The sequence below is a fragment of the Streptomyces flavofungini genome (assembly GCF_030388665.1).
Classification (GTDB): Bacteria; Actinomycetota; Actinomycetes; order Streptomycetales; family Streptomycetaceae; genus Streptomyces; species Streptomyces flavofungini_A.
Map to the genome: position 1 here is coordinate 4,669,300 of NZ_CP128846.1, position 20,005 is coordinate 4,689,304.

Sequence of the window (20,005 nt, forward strand, 5' to 3'; positions counted from 1 at the left end):
CCGCCTGTCGCATGCCAGGATCAGCGCATGAGCGAGTACTCATGGCCGTCAGAGAACGGCTACGAAGCATCGGAGGCAACTCTTACCTGGGCCGAGATCATCCAGGCCCTGCCCATCGGCACCTTGATCACCGGTGAGGTGAGCGGAAGGCAACCCTTCGGGGTGTTCGTCGACCTGGACGGTCATTCCGTCACTGCACTGGCGCGAATAGATCGAATGCCCCCGTGTATGGAGCTACCGGCCGTCGGAGCGCGGGTTGCCGGTGAGGTGGTCTGGCACGCTGACCACAACGAGCAAGTGGGCATCACGCTCGACGAATGGGGTCGACACGTCGACCTGTTCCCGCCGTTCAGAGAGCGCGTCGGCGAGATCGTGACTGGACGCGTCGTGAAGATCGCCTCGATCGGGCTCTTCGTGCGCCTTGCCGACTGCGTCGGAGGCCTTGTGCCTCTCGATGAGTCTGCTGGAGCTCTTGCCGAGACTGCCCGGGAGGGACAGGAGATCCGAGTACGGATCATCAAGGTAGATGCAGAGCCGTCGCGAAAGATCCTGCTGGCTGTTCACCCGGCTTCGTAGCCGTTGATGTCAGCCGTAGATGTCAAAGACCCCCAGCCGTGATCGACTGGGGGTCTTTTCGCATGTGGGGCTAACAGGATTTGAACCTGTGGCCTCATCCTTATCAGGGATGCGCTCTAACCAACTGAGCTATAGCCCCGCCGCGCTCTTCGGGGTGGCCCCGCGCGCTGACCACTGAAGATTAGCGCACGTCCGGGCCAGTCCCAAAATCGATGGATGCCGAGGGGCCGAGCGCACCCCCGACGCCTCGCGCCGAGCCCCCCGAAGGACCGTAAAGCCCGCCTACTCGTCCTCGGCCAGCGTCAGCTCGATGCCGCCCACGAAGCCCGCCGACAGGTTGTAGATGAACGCGCCGAGGGTCGCGAGGGCCGTCGCGAGGACGACGTCGATGACCGCGATGATCGACGTGAAGATCAGGACGCGCGGCAGCGAGAGGAAGGCCTGGAGGTCGAAGCCGTTGGACTCGTTCGACCCCGTGGCCTCGGAGATCGTGCCGCCGACCGTGGAGAAGACGCCCATCGCGTCCATGACCATCCACAGCACGGCCGCGGCGACGATCGTGCAGATGCCGAGGGCGATGGAGAGCAGGAAGCTGACCTTCATCACCGACCAGGGGTCGGCCTTGGCCACCCGCAGCCGCGCCTTGCGCGTGCGCGGGGTGGTGCGCGCCCCCGTGCGGGGACGCCGCACCGCGCCCGCGGGTGCGGCCTGGTAGGCCTGCGGCGGGTGGTACGGCTGGTTGCTCTGCTGCGGCTGCCGCTCTCCCGGCAGCGCCCCGGACCCACTGTCCCCGGCCCGCTTGCCGGAGGCTCCGCCCCCGGAGGTCCCGTCCCCGGCGCGCCCCCCAGCAGCCCCGGGACCGGCGTCCCGACCGTCGGTGTCCGTGCCCGTCCGGCCTCGGGTGTCCGTCACAGTCCCCCCCTGGGATCCATGAGACTCATGCGAGTCGGGTGCGTCGGTGGCGGAGCCACGGGCACCTTCCGTGCCGGTTCCACTCGTCCCGGCGGATCCGGCGCCCGTGGCTCCACTCACGATGACTTCACTCCTCGCGCTACTCGGCCGGGGACTCGGTGCCCTCGTCCGTGCCGACGGCCGGCTCGCCGTCGGACGATTCGTCGACGTCACCGTCGACTTCCTCGGCCTCGCGCCCGGCCTCGGCATTACGTGCGATGCCGACCACGGCATCGCGCTTGCCCAGGTTGATCAGTTGGACGCCCATGGTGTCACGGCCCGTCTCCCTGACCTCGTTGACTCGCGTACGAATCACACCGCCGGACAGGGTGATGGCGAGGATCTCGTCGGTCTCCTCGACCACCAGTGCGCCGACGAGCTCACCGCGGTCCTCCACGATCTTGGCAGCCTTGATGCCGAGGCCACCGCGGCCCTGGACGCGGTACTCGTCGACGGCGGTCCGCTTCGCGTACCCACCATCGGTGGCGGTGAAGACGAACGTACCGGGCCTGACCACATTCATCGAGAGCAGTTGATCGCCGTCGCGGAAGCTCATTCCCTTGACGCCGGAGGTCGCGCGGCCCATCGGACGCAGTGCGTCGTCGGTCGCCGTGAAGCGGATCGACTGTGCCTTCTTGCTGATCAGAAGCAGATCGTCCTCGGCCGAAACCAGTTCGGCACCGATCAGTTCGTCGTCCGAACCGTCGTCCGTCTCGCGCAGATTGATGGCGATGACGCCGCCGGAGCGGGGCGAATCGTAATCCTTCAGAGGCGTCTTCTTGACCAGACCGGCCTTCGTGGCGAGGACCAGGTAGGGCACGGCCTCGTAGTCGCGGATCGCGAGGATCTCGGCGATCTGCTCGTCCGGCTGGAAGGCGAGCAGGTTCGCCACGTGCTGGCCGCGGGCGTCGCGTCCGGCGTCGGGCAGCTCGTAGGCCTTCGCGCGGTAGACGCGGCCCTTGTTGGTGAAGAACAGCAGCCAGTGGTGCGTCGTCGACACGAAGAAGTGGTCGACGATGTCGTCTTCCTTGAGCTTCGTGCCGCGCACGCCCTTGCCGCCGCGCTTCTGCGAGCGGTAGTCGTGCGTCTTGGTGCGCTTGACGTAGCCGCCACGGGTGATCGTGACGACGATGTCCTCCTCGGCGATCAGGTCCTCGATGGACATGTCGCCGTCGAACGGCACCAGCGCGGAGCGGCGGTCCTCGCCGAACTTGTCGACGATCGCCGCGAGTTCCTCGCTGACGATCGCCCGCTGCTTCTGGGGCGAGGCCAGGATCGCGTTGTACTCGTCGATCTTCAGCTGGAGCTCGTCGTGCTCCGCGACGATCTTCTGGCGCTCCAGGGCGGCGAGCCGGCGCAGCTGCATCTCGAGGATGGCGTTCGCCTGGATCTCGTCGATCTGCAGCAGGCCCATCAGGCCCTCGCGCGCGACGTCGACGGTGTCGCTGCGCCGGATCAGCGCGATGACCTCGTCGATGGCGTCCAGGGCCTTCAGCAGACCGCGCAGGATGTGCGCGCGCTCCTCGGCCTTGCGCAGCCGGAACTTCGTGCGCCGGACGATGACCTCGATCTGGTGGCTCACCCAGTGGCGGATGAACGCGTCCAGGGACAGCGTGCGCGGCACGCCGTCGACGAGCGCCAGCATGTTGGCGCCGAAGTTCGTCTGCAGGTCCGTGTGCTTGTAGAGGTTGTTCAGTACGACCTTGGCGACGGCGTCGCGCTTGAGCACGATGACCAGTCGCTGGCCGGTACGGGAGGACGTCTCGTCGCGGACGTCGGCGATGCCGCCGACCTTGCCGTCCTTGACCAGGTCGGCGATCTTCTGCGCGAGGTTGTCCGGGTTCGTCTGGTACGGGAGCTCGGTGACCACCAGGCACTGGCGGTTCTGGATCTCCTCGACCTCGACGACCGCGCGCATCGTGATGGAGCCACGGCCCGTGCGGTACGCCTCCTCGATGCCCTTGCGGCCCACCACGAGGGCGCCGGTCGGGAAGTCGGGGCCCTTGATGCGCTCGATGAGGGCGTCGAGCAGCTCCTCGTGGCTGGCCTCGGGGTGCTCCAGGGCCCACTGGGCGCCCGCGGCGACCTCGCGCAGGTTGTGCGGCGGGATGTTGGTCGCCATGCCGACCGCGATGCCCGCCGAGCCGTTGATCAGCAGGTTCGGGAAGCGGGACGGCAGGACGGTGGGCTCCTGGGAGCGGCCGTCGTAGTTGTCCGTGAAGTCGACGGTCTCCTCGTCGATGTCGCGGACCATCTCCATGGACAGCGGCGCCATCTTGCACTCGGTGTAGCGCATGGCGGCGGCGGGGTCGTTGCCCGGGGAGCCGAAGTTGCCGTTGGAGTCCACCAGCGGCATGCGCATCGACCACGGCTGCGCGAGGCGGACCAGCGCGTCGTAGATCGAGGAGTCGCCGTGCGGGTGGTAGTTGCCCATGACGTCGCCGACGACGCGGGCGCACTTGTAGAAGCCCTTCTCGGGCCGGTAGCCGCCGTCGTACATCGCGTACAGGACGCGGCGGTGGACGGGCTTGAGGCCGTCGCGGACGTCGGGCAGCGCGCGGGACACGATGACGGACATCGCGTAGTCCAGGTACGAGCGCTGCATCTCGGTCTCGAGCCCGACGGGCTCGATCCGCAGCGTCTGGCCCTCGTCGTCCGCGGGCGTGGTGGGGTTGTTCTCGTCGGCCATGGCCGGTCAAGATCCTTTCGGTGCGGTCAGCAGCCAGTAGTCGGCAGTCGGCGACTTCGAGTGCCTGACCGGCTCAGATGTCGAGGAAGCGGACGTCCTTGGCGTTGCGCTGGATGAACGAGCGGCGCGCCTCGACGTCCTCGCCCATGAGGACCGAGAACAGGTCGTCGGCCTGCGCGGCGTCGTCGAGCGTGACGAGGCCGAGCACGCGGTGCTCCTGGTCCATGGTCGTGATGCGCAGCTCCTCGGCGTTCATCTCACCGAGACCCTTGAAGCGCTGGACCGAGTCCTCGCGGATGCGCTTGCCGTTCTGGCGGCCGAGCTCGATGAGCGCGTCGCGCTCGCGGTCCGAGTACGCGTACTGGAAGTCGTCCCGGCTCCACTTGATCTTGTAGAGCGGCGGGCGGGACAGGTAGACGTGCCCGGCCTCGACGAGCGGCCGCATGAAGCGGAACAGGAACGTCAGGAGCAGGGTGTTGATGTGCTGGCCGTCGACATCGGCGTCCGCCATCAGGATGATCTTGTGATAGCGGAGCTTCTCGATGTCGAAGTCCTCGTGGACCCCGGTGCCGAAGGCCGAGATCAGCGCCTGGATCTCCTGGTTCTGCAGGATCTTGTCGACGCGGGCCTTCTCGACGTTCAGGATCTTGCCGCGGATGGGCAGGATGGCCTGGTACTGCGGGTTCCGGCCGGACTTGGCGGAGCCGCCGGCGGAGTCACCCTCGACGATGAAGATCTCGCACTTCGTCGGGTCGTTCGACTGGCAGTCGGAGAGCTTGCCCGGCAGGGACGCGGTCTCCAGCAGGCCCTTGCGGCGCGTGAGGTCGCGCGCCTTGCGGGCGGCAACGCGCGCGGTGGCGGCCTGGATGCCCTTGCGGATGATGTCCGCGGCCTCGTTCGGGTTGCGGTCGAACCAGTCCGTCAGGTGCTCGTGCACGACCTTCTGGACGAAGGTCTTCGCCTCGGTGTTGCCGAGCTTCGTCTTGGTCTGGCCCTCGAACTGCGGCTCGCCGAGCTTCACCGAGATGATCGCGGTCAGACCCTCGCGGATGTCCTCACCCGTGAGGTTGTCGTCCTTCTCGCGGAGCAGCTTCTTGTCGCGTGCGTACCGGTTGACGAGGCCGGTCAGCGCGGCGCGGAAGCCCTCTTCGTGGGTGCCGCCCTCGTGCGTGTGGATGGTGTTGGCGAAGGAGTAAACGCCTTCGCTGTACTGGGAGTTCCACTGCATCGCGATCTCGACCGAGAGCATGCGCTCCTTGTCCTCGGCCTCGACGTCGATGACGGTCGGGTGGACGACCTCGCCCTTGCGGGAGTTGAGGTACGTCACGAAGTCGACGATGCCGCCCTCGTAGTGGTACGTGACCGTGCGGACCTCTTCGACGGTGTCGTCGCTGGCCTCGGCGGAGTCGGCGCCCGCCGTGGCCTTCGCCGACTCGCGCTCGTCGGTCAGCTTGATCGTCAGGCCCTTGTTGAGGAAGGCCATCTCCTGGAAGCGCCGCGCGAGCGTCTCGAAGGAGTACTCGGTGGTCTCGAAGATGTCGCCGTCGGCCCAGAAGGTGACGGACGTGCCCGTCTCGTCGGTGGCCTCGTGCCGCTCGAGCGGTGCTGTCGGGGCACCGCTCTTGTAGTCCTGCGTCCAGCGGTACCCGTCGGTCTTGATCTCGACGGACAGCTTCGTGGAGAGCGCGTTCACCACGGAGACACCCACGCCGTGCAGACCACCGGAGACGGCGTACCCGCCGCCGCCGAACTTGCCGCCCGCGTGCAGCACGGTCAGGACGACCTCGACGGCCGGCTTCTTCTCCACGGGGTGGATGCCCACCGGGATGCCACGGCCGTTGTCGATCACGCGCACGCCGCCGTCGGCGAGGATCGTGACGTCGATGCTGTCGGCGTGACCGGCCAGGGCCTCGTCGACGGAGTTGTCGACGACTTCCTGCACCAGGTGATGCAGACCACGCTCACCGGTCGAGCCGATGTACATGCCGGGCCGCTTGCGGACCGCGTCCAGACCCTCGAGGACGGTGATGGCGCTGGCGTCGTACGACGAGGCGCCCTCTCCGGAAGCCGCGGCGGCTGCCTGCGACTCCGGGGGGGCCTCGTCGGCGGCGCCGACGGCAGTGGACGGGATGTTCTCGTTGGGGTTGCCGGAATCGGCCACGAAGCGCCCTTTCTGGCACAGCACAAGCCAAGCTCCCGGCGCTCGCCGGAGCGGCTGCGGCGTGTTGCGTTGGTAAGCCTGGTTCAGCTCTTGCTCAGCTTCTCCCGTCGCTCCCCACGCTTGGGGCGGGATTAGCTTCCAGTCTACCGGTAGCGCCGACAGTGATGGGGGTTTGCCGGTACCTGAGTCCGCATGTGCCGCCCTGAACCGGCATCAGCCGACTCCCCATATGCGGCCCCGGGGTCCCAGAGGCTCACAGCGGCACTCAGCGCTTCGGGAGATGAACCACCAGCTACGGTCCGGATCACGTCATCCGTAGGTGTCGCCGGGACCCGTGCTGCCGGGCGCGCGCAAGGGTCCGAAGCGGTGCGCGGGGCCCCCGGGGCCGAGGACCTTGATGATGCGCACGGTCCCGTGGCCCAGGTCCTCGTTGAGGCGCGCGACCAGCTGCGGAGCCAGCAGGCGCAGGTTCGTCGCCCAGGCCGTGGAGTCGCACTGCACGGTCAGGACCCGCTCGTTCTCGTCGTACCGCTGCGGTACGCAGTGCTTGGCCAGGTCGTCGCCGACGATCTGGGGCCAGCGGCCCATCACACCGCCCACGGCGGCCGGGGTCTCCCAGCCACGCTCGGTGATCAAGCGGTTGATCGCGGAGCCGAGGGGCAGCGGGTCGCGCCCGTCCGCCCGCGCGCCGGAGCGCAGTCCGCCGCGGCGGGCCTGCTTCTTCTGCTGCGTCGCGTCTCCCCGCGCGCGTGCCTGCTCCTTGGCGGCGCGCAGGGCGACACGGGCGAGGTCCACTCCGGAGGGCTCGGGGGTCTTGGGGGTGTCCGGGGCACCGGGCGCGTTCGCGGTCCCGCCCGTCTTCGGGGCGTCGCGCTCCGGCTGCGGCTCCTGGCCGGTCATACGCGCTCCACAGCGCCCTCGGCCACGGCATACCGCACGCCCGCCAGGACGTCCGGCACGTCGTCGTCCACAGCCGCCGTCACGAGGACCTGCTCGCCGGGCGCCACCAGCTCCGCGAGCCGCTCCCGGCGGCGCGCGTCCAGCTCGGCGAAGACGTCGTCGAGGACGAGCACCGGCTCGTTGCCCTCGGCCCGGAGCAGGTCGTACGAAGCGAGGCGCAGCGCGAGGGCGTACGACCAGGACTCTCCGTGGCTCGCGTATCCCTTCGCGGGAAGCTGGCCAAGTTTGAGCAGTAGTTCGTCGCGGTGCGGCCCGACCAGCGTGACGCCCCGCTCGATCTCCTGCTTGCGGGCCTCCACGAGGGCGGCGATCAGCTGCTCGTACAGCTCCTCGCGCGCGTGGCCGACGATGCCCGGCGAGGAGGGTTTGTAGTCGAGCGTCACGGGGCCGCCGCCGGGCGCCAGCTGTTCGTACGCCTTGTCGGCCAGCGGCTGGAGCGCGGAGATCAGGTCGAGCCGCTGGGCGAGGAGCTCGGCGCCCGCGCGGGCGAGGTGCTGGTCCCACACGTCGAGCGTGGACAGGTCCATGGAGCGGCCGCCGTGGCGGCGGGCGAGGGCGGCCGACTTCAGGAGGGTGTTGCGCTGCTTGAGGACGCGGTCGTAGTCGGAGCGGACGCCCCCCATGCGCGGGGAGCGCGCGGTGATCAGCTCGTCGAGGAACCGCCGCCGCTCCCCGGGGTCGCCCTTGACCAGCGCCAGGTCCTCGGGCGCGAACAGGACTGTGCGCACGATGCCCAGGACGTCGCGGGGCTTGACCTGCGAGGACCTGTTGATGCGGGCGCGGTTGGCCTTGCCCGGGTTCAGTTCGAGCTCGATCAGCTGCTGGCGCTCGCCCTGTCGGACGGCGGCCCGGATGACGGCGCGGTCAGCGCCCATGCGGACCAGCGGGGCGTCCGAGGAGACCCGGTGGCTGCCGAGGCTGGCGAGGTAGCCGACGGCCTCGACGAGGTTCGTCTTGCCCTGGCCGTTGGGGCCCACGAACGCGGTGACGCCCGGGTCGAGCGGGACCTCGACCCGGGCGTACGAGCGGAAGTCGGCCAGCGACAGATGCGTGACGTGCATGGTGTGCGCCGACCTCCCCCGGCCTACTTCACGTGCTTTCGGTTCCGCACCGCCCCACAGGCTGTGGACAAGGAACCGTACGGGCTGTGGATCAGTGCTCGCTCTTGGACTCCACCGCGTGGCCCCCGAACTGGTTGCGCAGCGCGGCGATCATCTTCATCTGCGGGGAGTCCTCCTGGCGCGAGGCGAACCGGGCGAACAGGGACGCGGTGATCGCGGGCAGCGGCACGGCGTTGTCGATCGCCGCCTCCACCGTCCAGCGGCCCTCTCCGGAGTCCTGCGCGAAGCCGCGCAGCTTGTCCAGGTGCTCGTCGTCGTCAAGGGCGTTGACAGCGAGGTCCAGCAGCCAGGAACGGATGACCGTGCCCTCCTGCCAGGACCGGAAGACCTCACGGACGTCGGTGACCGAGTCCACGGCTTCCAGGAGCTCCCAGCCCTCGGCGTAGGCCTGCATCATCGCGTACTCGATGCCGTTGTGGACCATCTTCGCGAAGTGGCCCGCGCCGACCTTGCCCGCGTGCACCGAGCCGAAGTCGCCCTCCGGCTTGAGCGCGTCGAAGATCGGCTGCACCTTGGCGACGTTCTCCTTGTCGCCGCCGTACATCAGCGCGTAGCCGTTCTTGAGGCCCCAGACGCCGCCGGAGACGCCGCAGTCGACGAAGCCGATGCCCTTGGCCGCCAGCTCCTCGGCGTGCTTCTCGTCGTCCGTCCAGCGCGAGTTGCCGCCGTCCACGACGACGTCGCCGGGCTGCAGGAGCTCGCCGAGCTCGTCGATGGTGGACTGCGTCGCGGCTCCGGCCGGCACCATGACCCACACGACGCGCGGGCCCTTGAGCCTGCCCACAAGCTCTTCGAGGCTGTGGACGTCCGCGACGTCCGGGTTGCGGTCGTATCCGATGACGGTGTGGCCTGCGCGGCGAATGCGCTCGCGCATGTTGCCGCCCATCTTGCCGAGACCGACGAGACCGAGCTCCATCAGTGCGTTCCTAACTAGCGATGTGGCGTGACGGTACGTCGCCGCCGCTCGTCGTCGAGCGGCACACGCACCCGCGGCACTTTCGTACCCGCGTCCGAGCCTACGCCCGGACGCGGCCACACACCTGTGGGCTCAGCCGCTCAGACGTACGGGCATGATCAGGTACTTGTACGCGTCGTCCGCCTCGGCGTCGAGCGCGGGCTTGCCGCTCAGGAGCGCGGGCTTCGTGGACGTCGTGAACGAGAGCTGGGCGACCGGGGAGTCGATCGCGCTCAGGCCGTCGAGCAGGAACGTCGGGTTGAAGGCGATCGAGATGTCGTCGCCGTCGAGCTGGGCGTCGACCCTTTCCACAGCCTGTGCGTCGTCGCTGGAGCCGGCCTCCAGGATCAGCACGCCCTGCTCGAAGCTGAGGCGCACCGGGGTGTTGCGCTCGGCGACGAGGGCCACGCGCTTGACGGCCTCCACGAAGGGGGGCGTCTCGATGACCGCGACCGAGTTGAACTCCGTCGGGAACAGCGTGCGGTACTTCGGCAGGTCGCCCTCGAGCAGACGCGTGGTCGTGCGGCGGCCCGCGCCCTCGAAGCCGATCAGGCCCTCGCCCGCGCCGGAACCGGAGAGCGCCAGGGTGACCGTGTCGCCGCTCGTGAGGGCCTTGGCGGTGTCCTGGAGGGTCTTGGCGGGCACCAGGGCGACCGCGGACGCCTCCGGGTCCTCCGGCTTCCACAGGAACTCGCGGACCGCGAAGCGGTAGCGGTCGGTGGAGGCCAGGGTGACCTTGTCGCCCTCGATCTCGATCCGCACACCCGTGAGCACCGGGAGGGTGTCGTCGCGGCCCGCGGCGATCGCCACCTGGTTCGCGGCGGCCGCGAAGACCTCACCGGGGACCGTGCCGGTCGCCGTGGGCATCTGCGGCAGTGCCGGGTACTCCTCCACAGGGAGGGTGTGGAGTGTGAATCGCGAGGAGCCGCAGACCACCGTCGCCCGTACACCGTCTGTGGAGATCTCCACCGGGCGGTTGGGCAGGGCGCGGCAGATGTCGGCGAGCAGGCGGCCGGAGACGAGGACCGTGCCCTCCTCGTCGACCTCGGCGTCCACGGAGACGCGGGCCGAGACCTCGTAGTCGAAGCTGGACAGGGAGAGAGCGCCCTCCTCGGCCTTCAGCAGCAGGCCCGCGAGGACGGGCGCTGGCGGCCGAGCCGGGAGGCTGCGTGCCGCCCACGCCACCGCCTCCGCGAGTACGTCGCGTTCCACCCGGATCTTCACTTAGCCGCCCTCCTGCTGTTGCTGGCACTGGGGACCAGTCTGACGCACCGCACTGACAGCTGGTGCCCGTCGGGGTCAAGTCGTGCCGAGAGGTCGCGGAGGGCCGAGCCGAGAGTTGTGCACAGCCCCAACTTCGAAACGGATTCCCAGGTGACTCTAGGGGGCAGTAGTAGTAGGGCCTGTGGAAACCGTGGATAACCGCGAATGCGCAGGTCAGCGCCCATTTTTTGTCCACGGGCCCTGTGGGCGGCAGCGGTGGACAACCCGGTGGATCTGTGGACGGGCGAAAGTTCTGCACACCCGATGCACAGGAGGCGGGTACTTCTCCCCAGCCCTGTCCCCAGCTTTACCCAGCTTCCCCACAGGCCAACCCGGCACCTTTGTGTGACGCCTTTCACTCGTCCCGGTGAGAGGGCGCGTCGCATTGCCGAACAGTGGACAGCCCTGTGGGGAAGCTGGGGAAAGCTGGGGACAACCGGGCCGAGCCTGTGGGCCGCCGGTGGACAACTCCGGATCGGCCCTGTGGACGCGATCTTCATCCACAGTCTGTGGAGAGTCTTCGTCCACGAATCCACAACCGCCTGACCTGGCCTGATGATCAATCAGCAGAGTCCCCTGTGGACACGATCTGGACAACTCTCCAGTCCCCAGGGTGTGGAAGGCGCAAAGGCCACAGATCTGTGGAGAACGTCCTCAGCACGAGACATATTCGAACGGAAGATGTCGGGAAGGTCGCGGCCGGGACGGGCTTTCCGTTGTGCACAGCTGTGGGTACGCGCGCGTAGGCGGGCTTCCTTCCCGTGTGCGGGCAGCCTGGGCGTGCGTGGGCGGGCAGTCTGGGCACGCGCGCGTGGACAACGAGAAGGGCGCTCCGGGATGTGCTCCGGAGCGCCCTGAGGCTGCGTAAGGCCTCGGTTGTCAGCCGTTCTTGATGCGGTTGGTCAGCTCGGTGACCTGGTTGTAGATGGAGCGGCGCTCGGCCATCAGCGCGCGGATCTTGCGGTCGGCGTGCATGACGGTCGTGTGGTCGCGGCCGCCGAACTGCGCGCCGATCTTGGGCAGCGACAGGTCGGTCAGCTCCCGGCAGAGGTACATGGCGATCTGGCGTGCCGTCACCAGGACCCGGCTGCGCGAGGATCCGCACAGGTCGTCCACCGTGAGGCCGAAGTAGTCCGCGGTCGCCGCCATGATGGCCGTCGCCGTGATCTCCGGGGCCGCGTCCTCGCCGCCGGGGATCAGGTCCTTGAGGACGATCTCGGTGAGGCCGAGGTCCACCGGCTGCCGGTTGAGCGAGGCGAACGCCGTGACCCGGATCAGCGCGCCCTCCAGCTCGCGGATGTTGCGCGAGATGCGGGACGCGATGAACTCAAGGACCTCCGGCGGGGCGTTGAGCTGCTCCTGCACCGCCTTCTTACGGAGGATCGCGATACGCGTCTCCAGCTCCGGCGGCTGGACGTCGGTGATCAGACCCCACTCGAAGCGGTTGCGCAGCCGGTCCTCCAGCGTCACCAGCTGCTTGGGCGGCCGGTCGCTGGACAGCACGATCTGCTTGTTCGCGTTGTGGAGCGTGTTGAAGGTGTGGAAGAACTCCTCCTGCGTCGACTCCTTGTCCGCGAGGAACTGGATGTCGTCGACCAGCAGGATGTCCATCTCGCGGTACCGCTTGCGAAAGCTGTCGCCCTTGCCGTCGCGGATGGAGTTGATGAACTCGTTGGTGAACTCCTCGGAGCTCACGTAGCGCACGCGCGTGCCGGGGTACAGGCTGCGGGCGTAGTGCCCGATGGCGTGCAGCAGATGCGTTTTGCCGAGCCCCGACTCCCCGTAGATGAACAGCGGGTTGTACGCCTTGGCCGGTGCCTCGGCCACCGCGACCGCGGCCGCGTGCGCGAACCGGTTCGAGGCGCCGATGACGAAGGTGTCGAAGAGGTACTTCGGGTTCAGGCGCGCGGTGGGCTCACCGGGACCCGTCGCCGGCGCGGGCTGGGCGGCCAGCGGCCCCGGCGCGCCGCTCGACGCGGGCAGCGGGGTGCCGCCGCGGCCCACGGGGCCCGCGGGACCGCCGTGCCCGCCCTGTCCCCCGTGCCGCCCCGTGCCGCCGTGCTCGCCGGAGCCCGCGCCGCCGGACGGCTCGGGCATCCCGTGCCGCTCCCTGCGGTCGTGCTGGTCGTGCCGGTCCTGCTGGGGACGGTCCGGGAGCTGCTGGTCGTAGGGCCCGCGGTCCTGCGGCGGCTGCGGGCGGTAGTCGTGCTGGGGCTGCTGGGGCGGGCTCGCGTACGGGTCGCGCTCGGGGTAGCCGAGGCGGGGCTGCTGCCAGCCGTAGTCGTCCTGGGGCTGCTGGGGCCAGGCGCCGGGGCGCTGGTAGTCCGGGTAGGCGGGGCGGGCCGTCGGCAGCTGGTCGGGGCGGCCGCCGTGCTCGTCGCCGGGGTGGCGGCCATAGCCGTCGTAGGTGTCATGCCCCTGACTGGAGGAGGTCGGCTCCTGGTCCTCGTACCGCGGCGGGCGCTCCTCGTACCGGGAGGACTGGTGGGAGGGCTGGTCCTCGTACCGGGACGGCTGCTCGTCGTACCGCGGCTGCTGCCGGGGCTGCTGCTGGACGGGGGGTGCCGGTGGGGTCGGCTCGCCCACGGAGTCGTCGACCGTGATCGCGATGCGGATCGGGCGGCCGCACTCGCGGCTCAGCGTCTCGCTGACGACCGGGGCGAGACGGCCCTCCAGGACGCCCTTGGCGAACTCGTTCGGCACCGCGAGAAGGGCGGTGTCGGCGACGAGGGCCAGCGGCTGGCACCGTTTGATCCAGTGCTCGTCCTTCGCCTCGACCCCTTGCCCCCGTCCCTCTCCGAGAAGTTGTTCCAGAACCCGTGGCCACACTGCGGCAAGATCGGCAGGTACGTCAGCCACAGGGCACGCTCTCTCACAGGTCCCACGAAGGTGTGGTTCTTGGGACGGGTAGGGACGGAAGTCGACAGGGGCGGGGGGAAGGGAACGAAACGGAGTTCAGCCACGGTAGTCAGGGCGACGGGTGCGGTTCAAGTTGTTGTCCACAGGCTGTGCACAGTGTCTCTCCATGGCGGCTGGTTTGACCGGATGGCGTAGCCCCGCGTACCGTAACCAGGTCGAGTTGTCGATGGCTGCTGCCGCCTGCCTCCGATGGGCAAAGATCACGATCTGTGATTGTGAAGCGGTGCACTCGGTGCGTATACGCGAGCTTCTCGTGGGCGCACGGTGACAGCCAGGCGATGCCCCGCCACCACACACATCATTTCTGGAGCCCCCGAGTGAGCAAGCGCACCTTCCAGCCGAACAACCGTCGTCGCGCGAAGACCCACGGCTTCCGGCTGCGGATGCGCACCCGTGCCGGCCGCGCCGTCCTGGCGTCCCGCCGTAGCAAGGGTCGCGCCCGCCTGTCCGCCTAAGCGCATTAGGTCATGACGTCGTGCTGCCTACCGAGCATCGGCTGAGGCGGCGCGAAGACTTCGCGACCGCGGTACGACGGGGTCGTCGGGCCGGACGCCCGCTTCTCGTCGTCCACCTACGCAGCGGTGCAACGGACCCGCACGTGTCGGGGGAGAGCCTTCCCCCGACACGTGCGGGTTTCGTCGTGAGCAAGGCCGTGGGTGGAGCCGTCGTCCGCACCGCGGTCAAGCGCAGACTCCGCCATCTCATGCGCGACCGACTGGCCTCGTTGCCCCCCGGTAGCCTGGTAGTCGTACGAGCGTTGCCCGGCGCGGGCGATGCCGACCATGCACAGCTGGCCCGAGACCTGGATGCCGCCCTGGAGCGGCTGCTGGGAGGGGGCGCGCGATGAAGTACCCGCTGCTGGCGCTGATCAAGCTGTACCAGTGGACGATCAGTCCGCTCCTCGGCCCAGTCTGCAAGTACTACCCGTCGTGCTCCCACTACGGCTATCTGTCCATCGATCGGCACGGCGCGATCAAGGGCACAGCGCTCACTGCCTGGCGCATCCTGCGGTGCAATCCGTGGTCGCTCGGCGGTGTCGATCATGTACCCCCGCGCAAGCGCCCGCGGTGGCACGAGATGCTGCGCGCCGCCTGGCGCGAACGCAAGGGCGGGCCCTCCGCCGCTGGCGTGCCGTCCGGAGACCTTCCCCCGGCTCCCACGAGCCCGGCCGCCGAGACCCCGTCCCATGCTCAAGGAGCTTGATTAGTGGACACGATTGCCGGTTTCTTCAGCTTCATCACGACACCCGTCTCCTGGGTCATCGTGCAGTTCCACAAGCTGTACGGTGCGATCTTCGGCCCCGATACGGGCTGGGCCTGGGGCCTGTCGATCGTGTCTCTGGTGATCCTGATCCGCATCTGCTTGATCCCGCTCTTCGTGAAGCAGATCAAGGCGACCCGGGCCATGCAGACGCTGCAGCCTGAGATGAAGAAGATCCAGGAACGCTACAAGAGCGACAAGCAGCGTCAGTCCGAAGAGATGATGAAGCTGTACAAGGAGTCGGGCACCAACCCGCTCTCCTCGTGCCTTCCCATCCTGGCGCAGTCCCCGTTCTTCTTCGCGCTGTACCACGTGCTGAACGGCATCGCGTCGAACAAGAAGGTCGGTGTCATCGACCAGCAGCTGCTCGACAGCGCTCGTGACGCCCACATCTTCGGTGCCCCGCTCGCGGTGAAGTTCACGGACAGCGCCGACAAGGTCGCCTCCCTCGGTGCCTCGCTGACCGACGTCCGCGTCGTGACCGCGCTCATGATCATCCTGATGTCGGCGTCGCAGTTCTTCACCCAGCGTCAGCTGATGACGAAGAACGTGGACACGACGGTGAAGACGCCGTTCATGCAGCAGCAGAAGATGCTGATGTACGTCTTCCCCGTCATGTTCGCCGTCTTCGGCATCAACTTCCCCGTCGGTGTCCTCGTCTACTGGCTGACCACCAACGTGTGGACCATGGGCCAGCAGATGTACGTGATCCGCCAGAACCCGACGCCGGGCTCCAAGGCCCAGGCGGCGTATCTGGAGCGCCTGCAGAAGCACGTCACGGAGGCCAAGAAGACCCGCGGCCGTGGCCAGGCCCGCGCCATCAAGGCCATCGTCGCCAAGGGGCGCGACCGCAACGAGTACGAGCGCAAGTTCATCAACGGCCTGAACAAGGCCGGCCTCGCGGCTCAGGCCGACGGCACGGTCGTGGTCAGCGACACCGTGGCCACCACCGAGGACGGCACCCCGGCCGCCGGTGGCGCGCCCAAGCGGCAGCAGCCCAAGCGCCAGAGCAAGGCCAAGCGCCAGGCCGGTCCGACCGCCGGAACCGCGAAGACGGACGCGGAGCCCAAGCCCTCGCTGACCAAGTCCGAGGACGGCTCCGCCGGCCAGGCCGCCAAGGCCGCGAACAAGTCCGGTGAACCCAAGGACGCCGCGGCCAAGGACGCGGGGAACAAGGGCAAGTCCGGCGCCTCCGGTCAGCAGCCCGGCCAGGGCACCCGCAGCAAAGCCAAGTCCGGGCAGCGCAAGGGCCAGCAGCGGCCCAAGCACCCGTCCAAGAAGTAGAAGGAGTCCATCCCGTGACGGAAGGCACCACCACCTCCGCCGCTGCTGAGGCAGGCGACACCATGACCCGCCTCGAGCAGGAGGGGGAGATCGCGGCGGACTACCTCGAGGGTCTGCTGGACATCGCCGACCTCGACGGCGACATCGACATGGACGTCGAGGCCGACCGCGCCGCCGTGTCGATCATCAGCGACACCGGCAGCCGTGACCTGCAGAAGCTGGTCGGCCGCGACGGTGAGGTCCTGGAGGCGCTCCAGGAGCTGACCCGGCTCGCGGTGCACCGCGAGACCGGCGACCGCAGCCGCCTCATGCTGGACATCGCGGGCCACCGTGCGAAGAAGCGTGAGGAGCTCTCCGAGCTCGGCGCCAAAGCCGCGGCCGACGTGAAGAGCTCCGGCGAGCCGGTGAAGCTCAAGCCGATGACGCCCTTCGAGCGCAAGGTCGTGCATGATGCGGTCAAGGCCGCCGGCCTGCGCAGCGAATCCGAGGGCGAGGAGCCCCAGCGCTTCGTCGTGGTCCTCCCCGCCTGATCACACGCGTTTTCCCCGGCCCCGTCTGTTCGCAGGCGGGGCCGGTCTTTGTCAGCCTGATAGTCAGCGAACCCAGTGCGGTACGGAAGGACGGTCCCCGTGACGGAGGCAGCGGAGCTCCCCCCGGCGCCGGAGCAGGCGCGGACAGTTTTCGGTGAGCGGTTCCCCGATGCGGTCCGTTATGCGGAGTTGCTGGCCGAGACGGGCGTGCAGCGCGGCCTGATCGGCCCCCGTGAGGTTCCCCGGCTGTGGGAGCGGCACCTGCTGAACTGCGCGGTGCTGTCCGAGGTGGTCCCCGAGGGTGTGACGGTGTGCGACGTGGGCTCCGGCGCCGGGCTCCCCGGCATCCCGCTCGCTCTGGTCCGGGAGGACCTGAAGATCACGCTGCTTGAGCCGCTGCTGCGCCGCACGAACTTCCTGACCGAGGTGGTCGAGCTGCTCGGGCTCGACCATGTGACGGTCGTCCGGGGCCGCGCCGAGGAAGTCCTCGGCAAGCTGCCGCCCGTTCATGTGGTGACGGCACGGGCCGTCGCCCCGCTGGACCGGCTCGCTGGCTGGGGTGTGCCGCTGCTGCGTCCGTACGGCGAGATGCTGGCCCTCAAGGGCGACACCGCTGAGGAAGAGGTCAAGGCAGCGGGGGCTGCCCTGAGCAAGCTCGGCGCGGAGTCTGTCTCCGTCGTGCAGGTAGGCGAGGGCGTGGTGGATCCGCTGTCCACTGTGGTGCGGGTCGAGGTCGGGGAGAGCCCGGGCGGTGTGCGCTTCGCGGCCAAACGGGCCAAGGCCGCACGGGTGGGGCGGACGCGACGCCGTCGCTGAGAGGCGACGATGCTGATGCGCCGACCACCGCGCCGTCGCTGATCCGTCCTGACGACGAGCCGTACTCCACAAAAGCTGTCAAACGTACGCATACCGGGGTGTCGCACCAGCGGCACCCCGGTCGCCGTGCATCGTGTTTCACGTGAAACGTCGCTCACTGCTGCATGGCATCATCAGCCGCGGCCGCGCTGCGGAACCCCGCGAACGTCGGCCGCTTGGTTCCCTCGACAAGGGCACGGAGTTGTCCACAGAGGGGGATTCGTCCACAGAAGACCGGGCCTCGCTGGTTCACGACCCCGAAAGCATGGGAGGCTCTGTTCATTGCGAGCCTGAAGTCGAGGAGAGTGAATCCTTGCGGTCCGACGCCAACATCGCGGGACCGATGACCGATCCGGTCCCCGGTCCCCGTACCGAGTCGGCGGGGGAGGATGTTTCACGTGAAACACCGAGCCCGATGGACGACACCCCCATTGGTCGTGCCGCCCAGCTGGCGGTGGAAGCCCTGGGCCGTGCAGGCGAGGGCCTGCCGCGACCGGATCAGACCCGAGTCATGGTGGTCGCCAACCAGAAGGGCGGGGTAGGCAAGACGACGACAACCGTCAACCTTGCCGCTTCGCTCGCTCTGCACGGCGCGCGCGTGCTGGTGATCGACCTCGATCCACAGGGCAATGCGTCCACGGCTCTCGGTGTCGACCACCACGCCGAAGTCCCCTCCATCTACGACGTGTTGGTCGAGAGCAAGCCTCTCTCCGAGATCGTCCAGCCGGTCCCTGATGTCGAGGGCCTCTTCTGCGCCCCGGCGACCATCGATCTCGCGGGTGCGGAGATCGAGCTGGTGTCCCTGGTGGCACGGGAGAGCCGTTTGCAGCGAGCGATCCAGGCCTACGAGCAGCCGTTGGATTACATCCTCATCGACTGCCCGCCGTCGCTGGGGTTGTTGACGGTCAACGCTCTGGTGGCCGGTGCGGAGGTACTGATCCCGATCCAGTGCGAGTACTACGCACTGGAGGGCCTGGGGCAGCTCCTGCGCAACGTCGACCTGGTGCGCGGGCACCTCAACCCGCTGCTGCATGTGTCGACGATCCTGCTCACCATGTACGACGGCCGGACCCGACTGGCCTCGCAGGTGGCGGACGAGGTGCGCAACCACTTCGGCGACGAGGTGCTACGCACGAGCATCCCGCGCTCCGTGCGTATCTCCGAGGCGCCCAGCTACGGCCAGACCGTGCTGACTTATGATCCGGGCTCCAGTGGTGCCCTGTCGTACTTCGAGGCAGCGCGCGAGATCGCCCTGCGCGGAGTCGGCGTGCGCTACGACGTGCAGCACGCCCATGTGGGCAACCAGAACGAACAGCAGAACATGACGGAGGGGATGCAGTGAGCGAGCGACGGAGAGGGCTGGGCCGTGGTCTCGGCGCTCTGATCCCTGCGGCTCCTACGGAGAAGTCGGCACCCCCGGCCGCGGGTGGAGGTTCCACCTCGCCCTCGTCCGTGCCGGTGCTCACGGCTGAACGAGGCGTGGCGGCCGCCAAGGTGGCCTCGCTTCCGCAGCACCCGGTTTCCCAGGAACCGGACGAGCCCACGAACGGCACCGTGACCGAGGAGCCGATGCGCCCGGCCGGAGCGCACTTCGCGGAGCTTCCCCTTGACTCCATCAAGCCCAACCCGCGGCAGCCGCGTGAGGTGTTCGACGAGGACGCCCTCGCGGAGCTCGTGACCTCCATCAAGGAAGTCGGTCTCCTCCAGCCCGTCGTCGTACGGCAGTTGGGCCCCGCGCGCTACGAGCTCATCATGGGTGAGCGGCGCTGGCGAGCTTGCCGTGAGGCGGGTCTGGAGCGCATCCCGGCGATCGTCCGGGCAACGGAGGACGACAAGCTCCTCCTGGACGCGCTCCTGGAGAACCTGCACCGCGCCCAGCTGAACCCGCTGGAAGAGGCTGCGGCCTACGACCAGCTACTCAAGGACTTCAACTGCACGCACGACCAGCTGGCCGACCGGATCGGGCGGTCGCGTCCGCAGGTCTCCAACACGCTGCGACTGCTCAAGCTCTCGGCGACCGTGCAGCGCCGGGTCGCCGCCGGTGTCCTCTCCGCGGGCCATGCGCGGGCACTGCTCGCTGTGGAGGACCCGGAGGAGCAGGACCGACTCGCACACCGCATCGTGGCCGAGGGGCTCTCGGTGCGTGCAGTGGAGGAGATCGTGACCCTGATGGGGTCGCGGCCGCAGAGCAAGCCCAAGGCGAAGGGCCCCCGCGCCGGCGGAATCGTCTCCCCTGCCCTGACCGGCCTGGCCTCACGCCTCTCCGACCGGTTCGAGACCCGGGTGCGCGTCGATCTGGGCCAGAAGAAGGGCAAGATCGTCGTCGACTTCGCCTCTCTGGAAGACCTGGAGCGGATCCTCGCCACGCTCGCCCCGGAAGAGGGCCCGGTGCTCAGGAACGGACTCGCCGAGGCAGAAGCCGAGGCCGGGAAAACCTCGGAGGACGAGCGGGGCTGAGGCCCATGAGGCCACGGGAGAGGC

17 protein-coding genes and 1 tRNA gene are annotated in these 20,005 nt (G+C 68.7%); 9 read left to right on the forward strand and 9 right to left on the reverse strand.

Annotation, left to right across the window (positions count from 1 at the left end; translation table 11 throughout):
* Positions 1 to 27: 27 nt before the first annotated feature.
* The gene (locus QUY26_RS19550) at positions 28 to 576 is read left to right on the forward strand and encodes a S1 RNA-binding domain-containing protein (protein ID WP_289948457.1); all 549 of its coding nucleotides are present in this window, start codon (positions 28 to 30) and stop codon (positions 574 to 576) included.
* A 65-nt stretch (positions 577 to 641) separates the two neighbouring features.
* Here QUY26_RS19550 and QUY26_RS19555 read toward each other — a convergent pair.
* From QUY26_RS19555 to dnaA, 9 genes are all read right to left on the reverse strand, one after another.
* Positions 642 to 715, reverse strand: a tRNA-Ile gene (locus QUY26_RS19555).
* A 143-nt stretch (positions 716 to 858) separates the two neighbouring features.
* Positions 859 to 1,608, reverse strand: a complete 750-nt coding sequence (locus QUY26_RS19560; protein ID WP_289948458.1) for a DUF3566 domain-containing protein — start codon at positions 1,606 to 1,608, stop codon at positions 859 to 861.
* Positions 1,609 to 1,627: 19 nt separating this feature from the next.
* Positions 1,628 to 4,216, reverse strand: coding sequence for a DNA gyrase subunit A (gene gyrA, locus QUY26_RS19565; RefSeq protein ID WP_289948459.1), 2,589 nt, complete (start codon positions 4,214 to 4,216; stop codon positions 1,628 to 1,630).
* A 73-nt stretch (positions 4,217 to 4,289) separates the two neighbouring features.
* Positions 4,290 to 6,401, reverse strand: a complete 2,112-nt coding sequence (gene gyrB / locus QUY26_RS19570; RefSeq protein WP_289948460.1) for a DNA topoisomerase (ATP-hydrolyzing) subunit B — start codon at positions 6,399 to 6,401, stop codon at positions 4,290 to 4,292.
* A 285-nt stretch (positions 6,402 to 6,686) separates the two neighbouring features.
* Positions 6,687 to 7,277 (reverse strand): DUF721 domain-containing protein, encoded by a 591-nt coding sequence (locus QUY26_RS19575; protein ID WP_289948463.1) that lies wholly within the window; start codon positions 7,275 to 7,277, stop codon positions 6,687 to 6,689.
* The gene (gene recF / locus QUY26_RS19580) at positions 7,274 to 8,398 is read right to left on the reverse strand and encodes a DNA replication/repair protein RecF (RefSeq protein ID WP_289948466.1); all 1,125 of its coding nucleotides are present in this window, start codon (positions 8,396 to 8,398) and stop codon (positions 7,274 to 7,276) included. The genes QUY26_RS19575 and recF overlap by 4 nt, the downstream gene beginning before the upstream one ends.
* 91 nt (positions 8,399 to 8,489) lie before the next feature.
* Complete coding sequence (gnd, locus tag QUY26_RS19585; RefSeq protein WP_436840366.1) at positions 8,490 to 9,494, reverse strand: phosphogluconate dehydrogenase (NAD(+)-dependent, decarboxylating); 1,005 nt, start codon at positions 9,492 to 9,494, stop codon at positions 8,490 to 8,492.
* Positions 9,495 to 9,506: 12 nt separating this feature from the next.
* Positions 9,507 to 10,637, reverse strand: a complete 1,131-nt coding sequence (gene dnaN / locus QUY26_RS19590; RefSeq protein ID WP_030357760.1) for a DNA polymerase III subunit beta — start codon at positions 10,635 to 10,637, stop codon at positions 9,507 to 9,509.
* A gap of 918 nt (positions 10,638 to 11,555) precedes the next feature.
* Positions 11,556 to 13,535, reverse strand: coding sequence for a chromosomal replication initiator protein DnaA (gene dnaA / locus QUY26_RS19595; RefSeq protein ID WP_289948473.1), 1,980 nt, complete (start codon positions 13,533 to 13,535; stop codon positions 11,556 to 11,558).
* Between the two features lie 377 nt (positions 13,536 to 13,912).
* Between dnaA and rpmH the strand changes: the two genes are divergently transcribed.
* The 8 genes from rpmH to QUY26_RS19635 all read left to right on the forward strand — a co-directional run bounded on the left by rpmH (position 13,913) and on the right by QUY26_RS19635 (position 19,981).
* The gene (gene rpmH, locus QUY26_RS19600) at positions 13,913 to 14,050 is read left to right on the forward strand and encodes a 50S ribosomal protein L34 (RefSeq protein ID WP_016644655.1); all 138 of its coding nucleotides are present in this window, start codon (positions 13,913 to 13,915) and stop codon (positions 14,048 to 14,050) included.
* Between the two features lie 20 nt (positions 14,051 to 14,070).
* Positions 14,071 to 14,442, forward strand: coding sequence for a ribonuclease P protein component (rnpA, locus tag QUY26_RS19605; RefSeq protein WP_078619017.1), 372 nt, complete (start codon positions 14,071 to 14,073; stop codon positions 14,440 to 14,442).
* The gene (yidD, locus tag QUY26_RS19610; protein WP_030357762.1) at positions 14,439 to 14,798 is read left to right on the forward strand and encodes a membrane protein insertion efficiency factor YidD; all 360 of its coding nucleotides are present in this window, start codon (positions 14,439 to 14,441) and stop codon (positions 14,796 to 14,798) included. Before rnpA ends, yidD begins: the two co-directional genes overlap by 4 nt.
* A gap of 3 nt (positions 14,799 to 14,801) precedes the next feature.
* Entirely contained in the window at positions 14,802 to 16,139 is a 1,338-nt protein-coding gene (gene yidC / locus QUY26_RS19615) for a membrane protein insertase YidC (RefSeq protein WP_289948482.1), read from the forward strand.
* A 14-nt stretch (positions 16,140 to 16,153) separates the two neighbouring features.
* Positions 16,154 to 16,669: a protein jag gene (locus tag QUY26_RS19620; protein WP_289948483.1), complete on the forward strand. Its 516-nt coding sequence runs from the start codon at positions 16,154 to 16,156 to the stop codon at positions 16,667 to 16,669.
* 99 nt (positions 16,670 to 16,768) lie between these two features.
* Complete coding sequence (gene rsmG / locus QUY26_RS19625; protein WP_289948484.1) at positions 16,769 to 17,485, forward strand: 16S rRNA (guanine(527)-N(7))-methyltransferase RsmG; 717 nt, start codon at positions 16,769 to 16,771, stop codon at positions 17,483 to 17,485.
* Between the two features lie 304 nt (positions 17,486 to 17,789).
* On the forward strand, positions 17,790 to 18,866 hold the full coding sequence (locus QUY26_RS19630) for a ParA family protein (RefSeq protein WP_289955842.1): 1,077 nt from the start codon (positions 17,790 to 17,792) through the stop codon (positions 18,864 to 18,866).
* Positions 18,863 to 19,981: a ParB/RepB/Spo0J family partition protein gene (locus tag QUY26_RS19635; RefSeq protein ID WP_289948485.1), complete on the forward strand. Its 1,119-nt coding sequence runs from the start codon at positions 18,863 to 18,865 to the stop codon at positions 19,979 to 19,981. The genes QUY26_RS19630 and QUY26_RS19635 overlap by 4 nt, the downstream gene beginning before the upstream one ends.
* Positions 19,982 to 20,005 lie beyond the last annotated feature (24 nt).

What these genes read in the sequence shown, in the direction of transcription:
- QUY26_RS19550 (WP_289948457.1), top strand. Translation starts at nt 28, where the DNA reads ATGAGCGAGTACTCATGGCCGTCAGAGAACGGCTACGAAGCATCGGAG.
- yidD (WP_030357762.1), top strand. Translation starts at nt 14,439, where the DNA reads ATGAAGTACCCGCTGCTGGCGCTGATCAAGCTGTACCAGTGGACGATC.
- QUY26_RS19575 (WP_289948463.1), bottom strand. Translation starts at nt 7,277, where the DNA reads ATGACCGGCCAGGAGCCGCAGCCGGAGCGCGACGCCCCGAAGACGGGC.
- recF (WP_289948466.1), bottom strand. Translation starts at nt 8,398, where the DNA reads ATGCACGTCACGCATCTGTCGCTGGCCGACTTCCGCTCGTACGCCCGG.
- QUY26_RS19630 (WP_289955842.1), top strand. Translation starts at nt 17,790, where the DNA reads ATGGGAGGCTCTGTTCATTGCGAGCCTGAAGTCGAGGAGAGTGAATCC.
- gyrA (WP_289948459.1), bottom strand. Translation starts at nt 4,216, where the DNA reads ATGGCCGACGAGAACAACCCCACCACGCCCGCGGACGACGAGGGCCAG.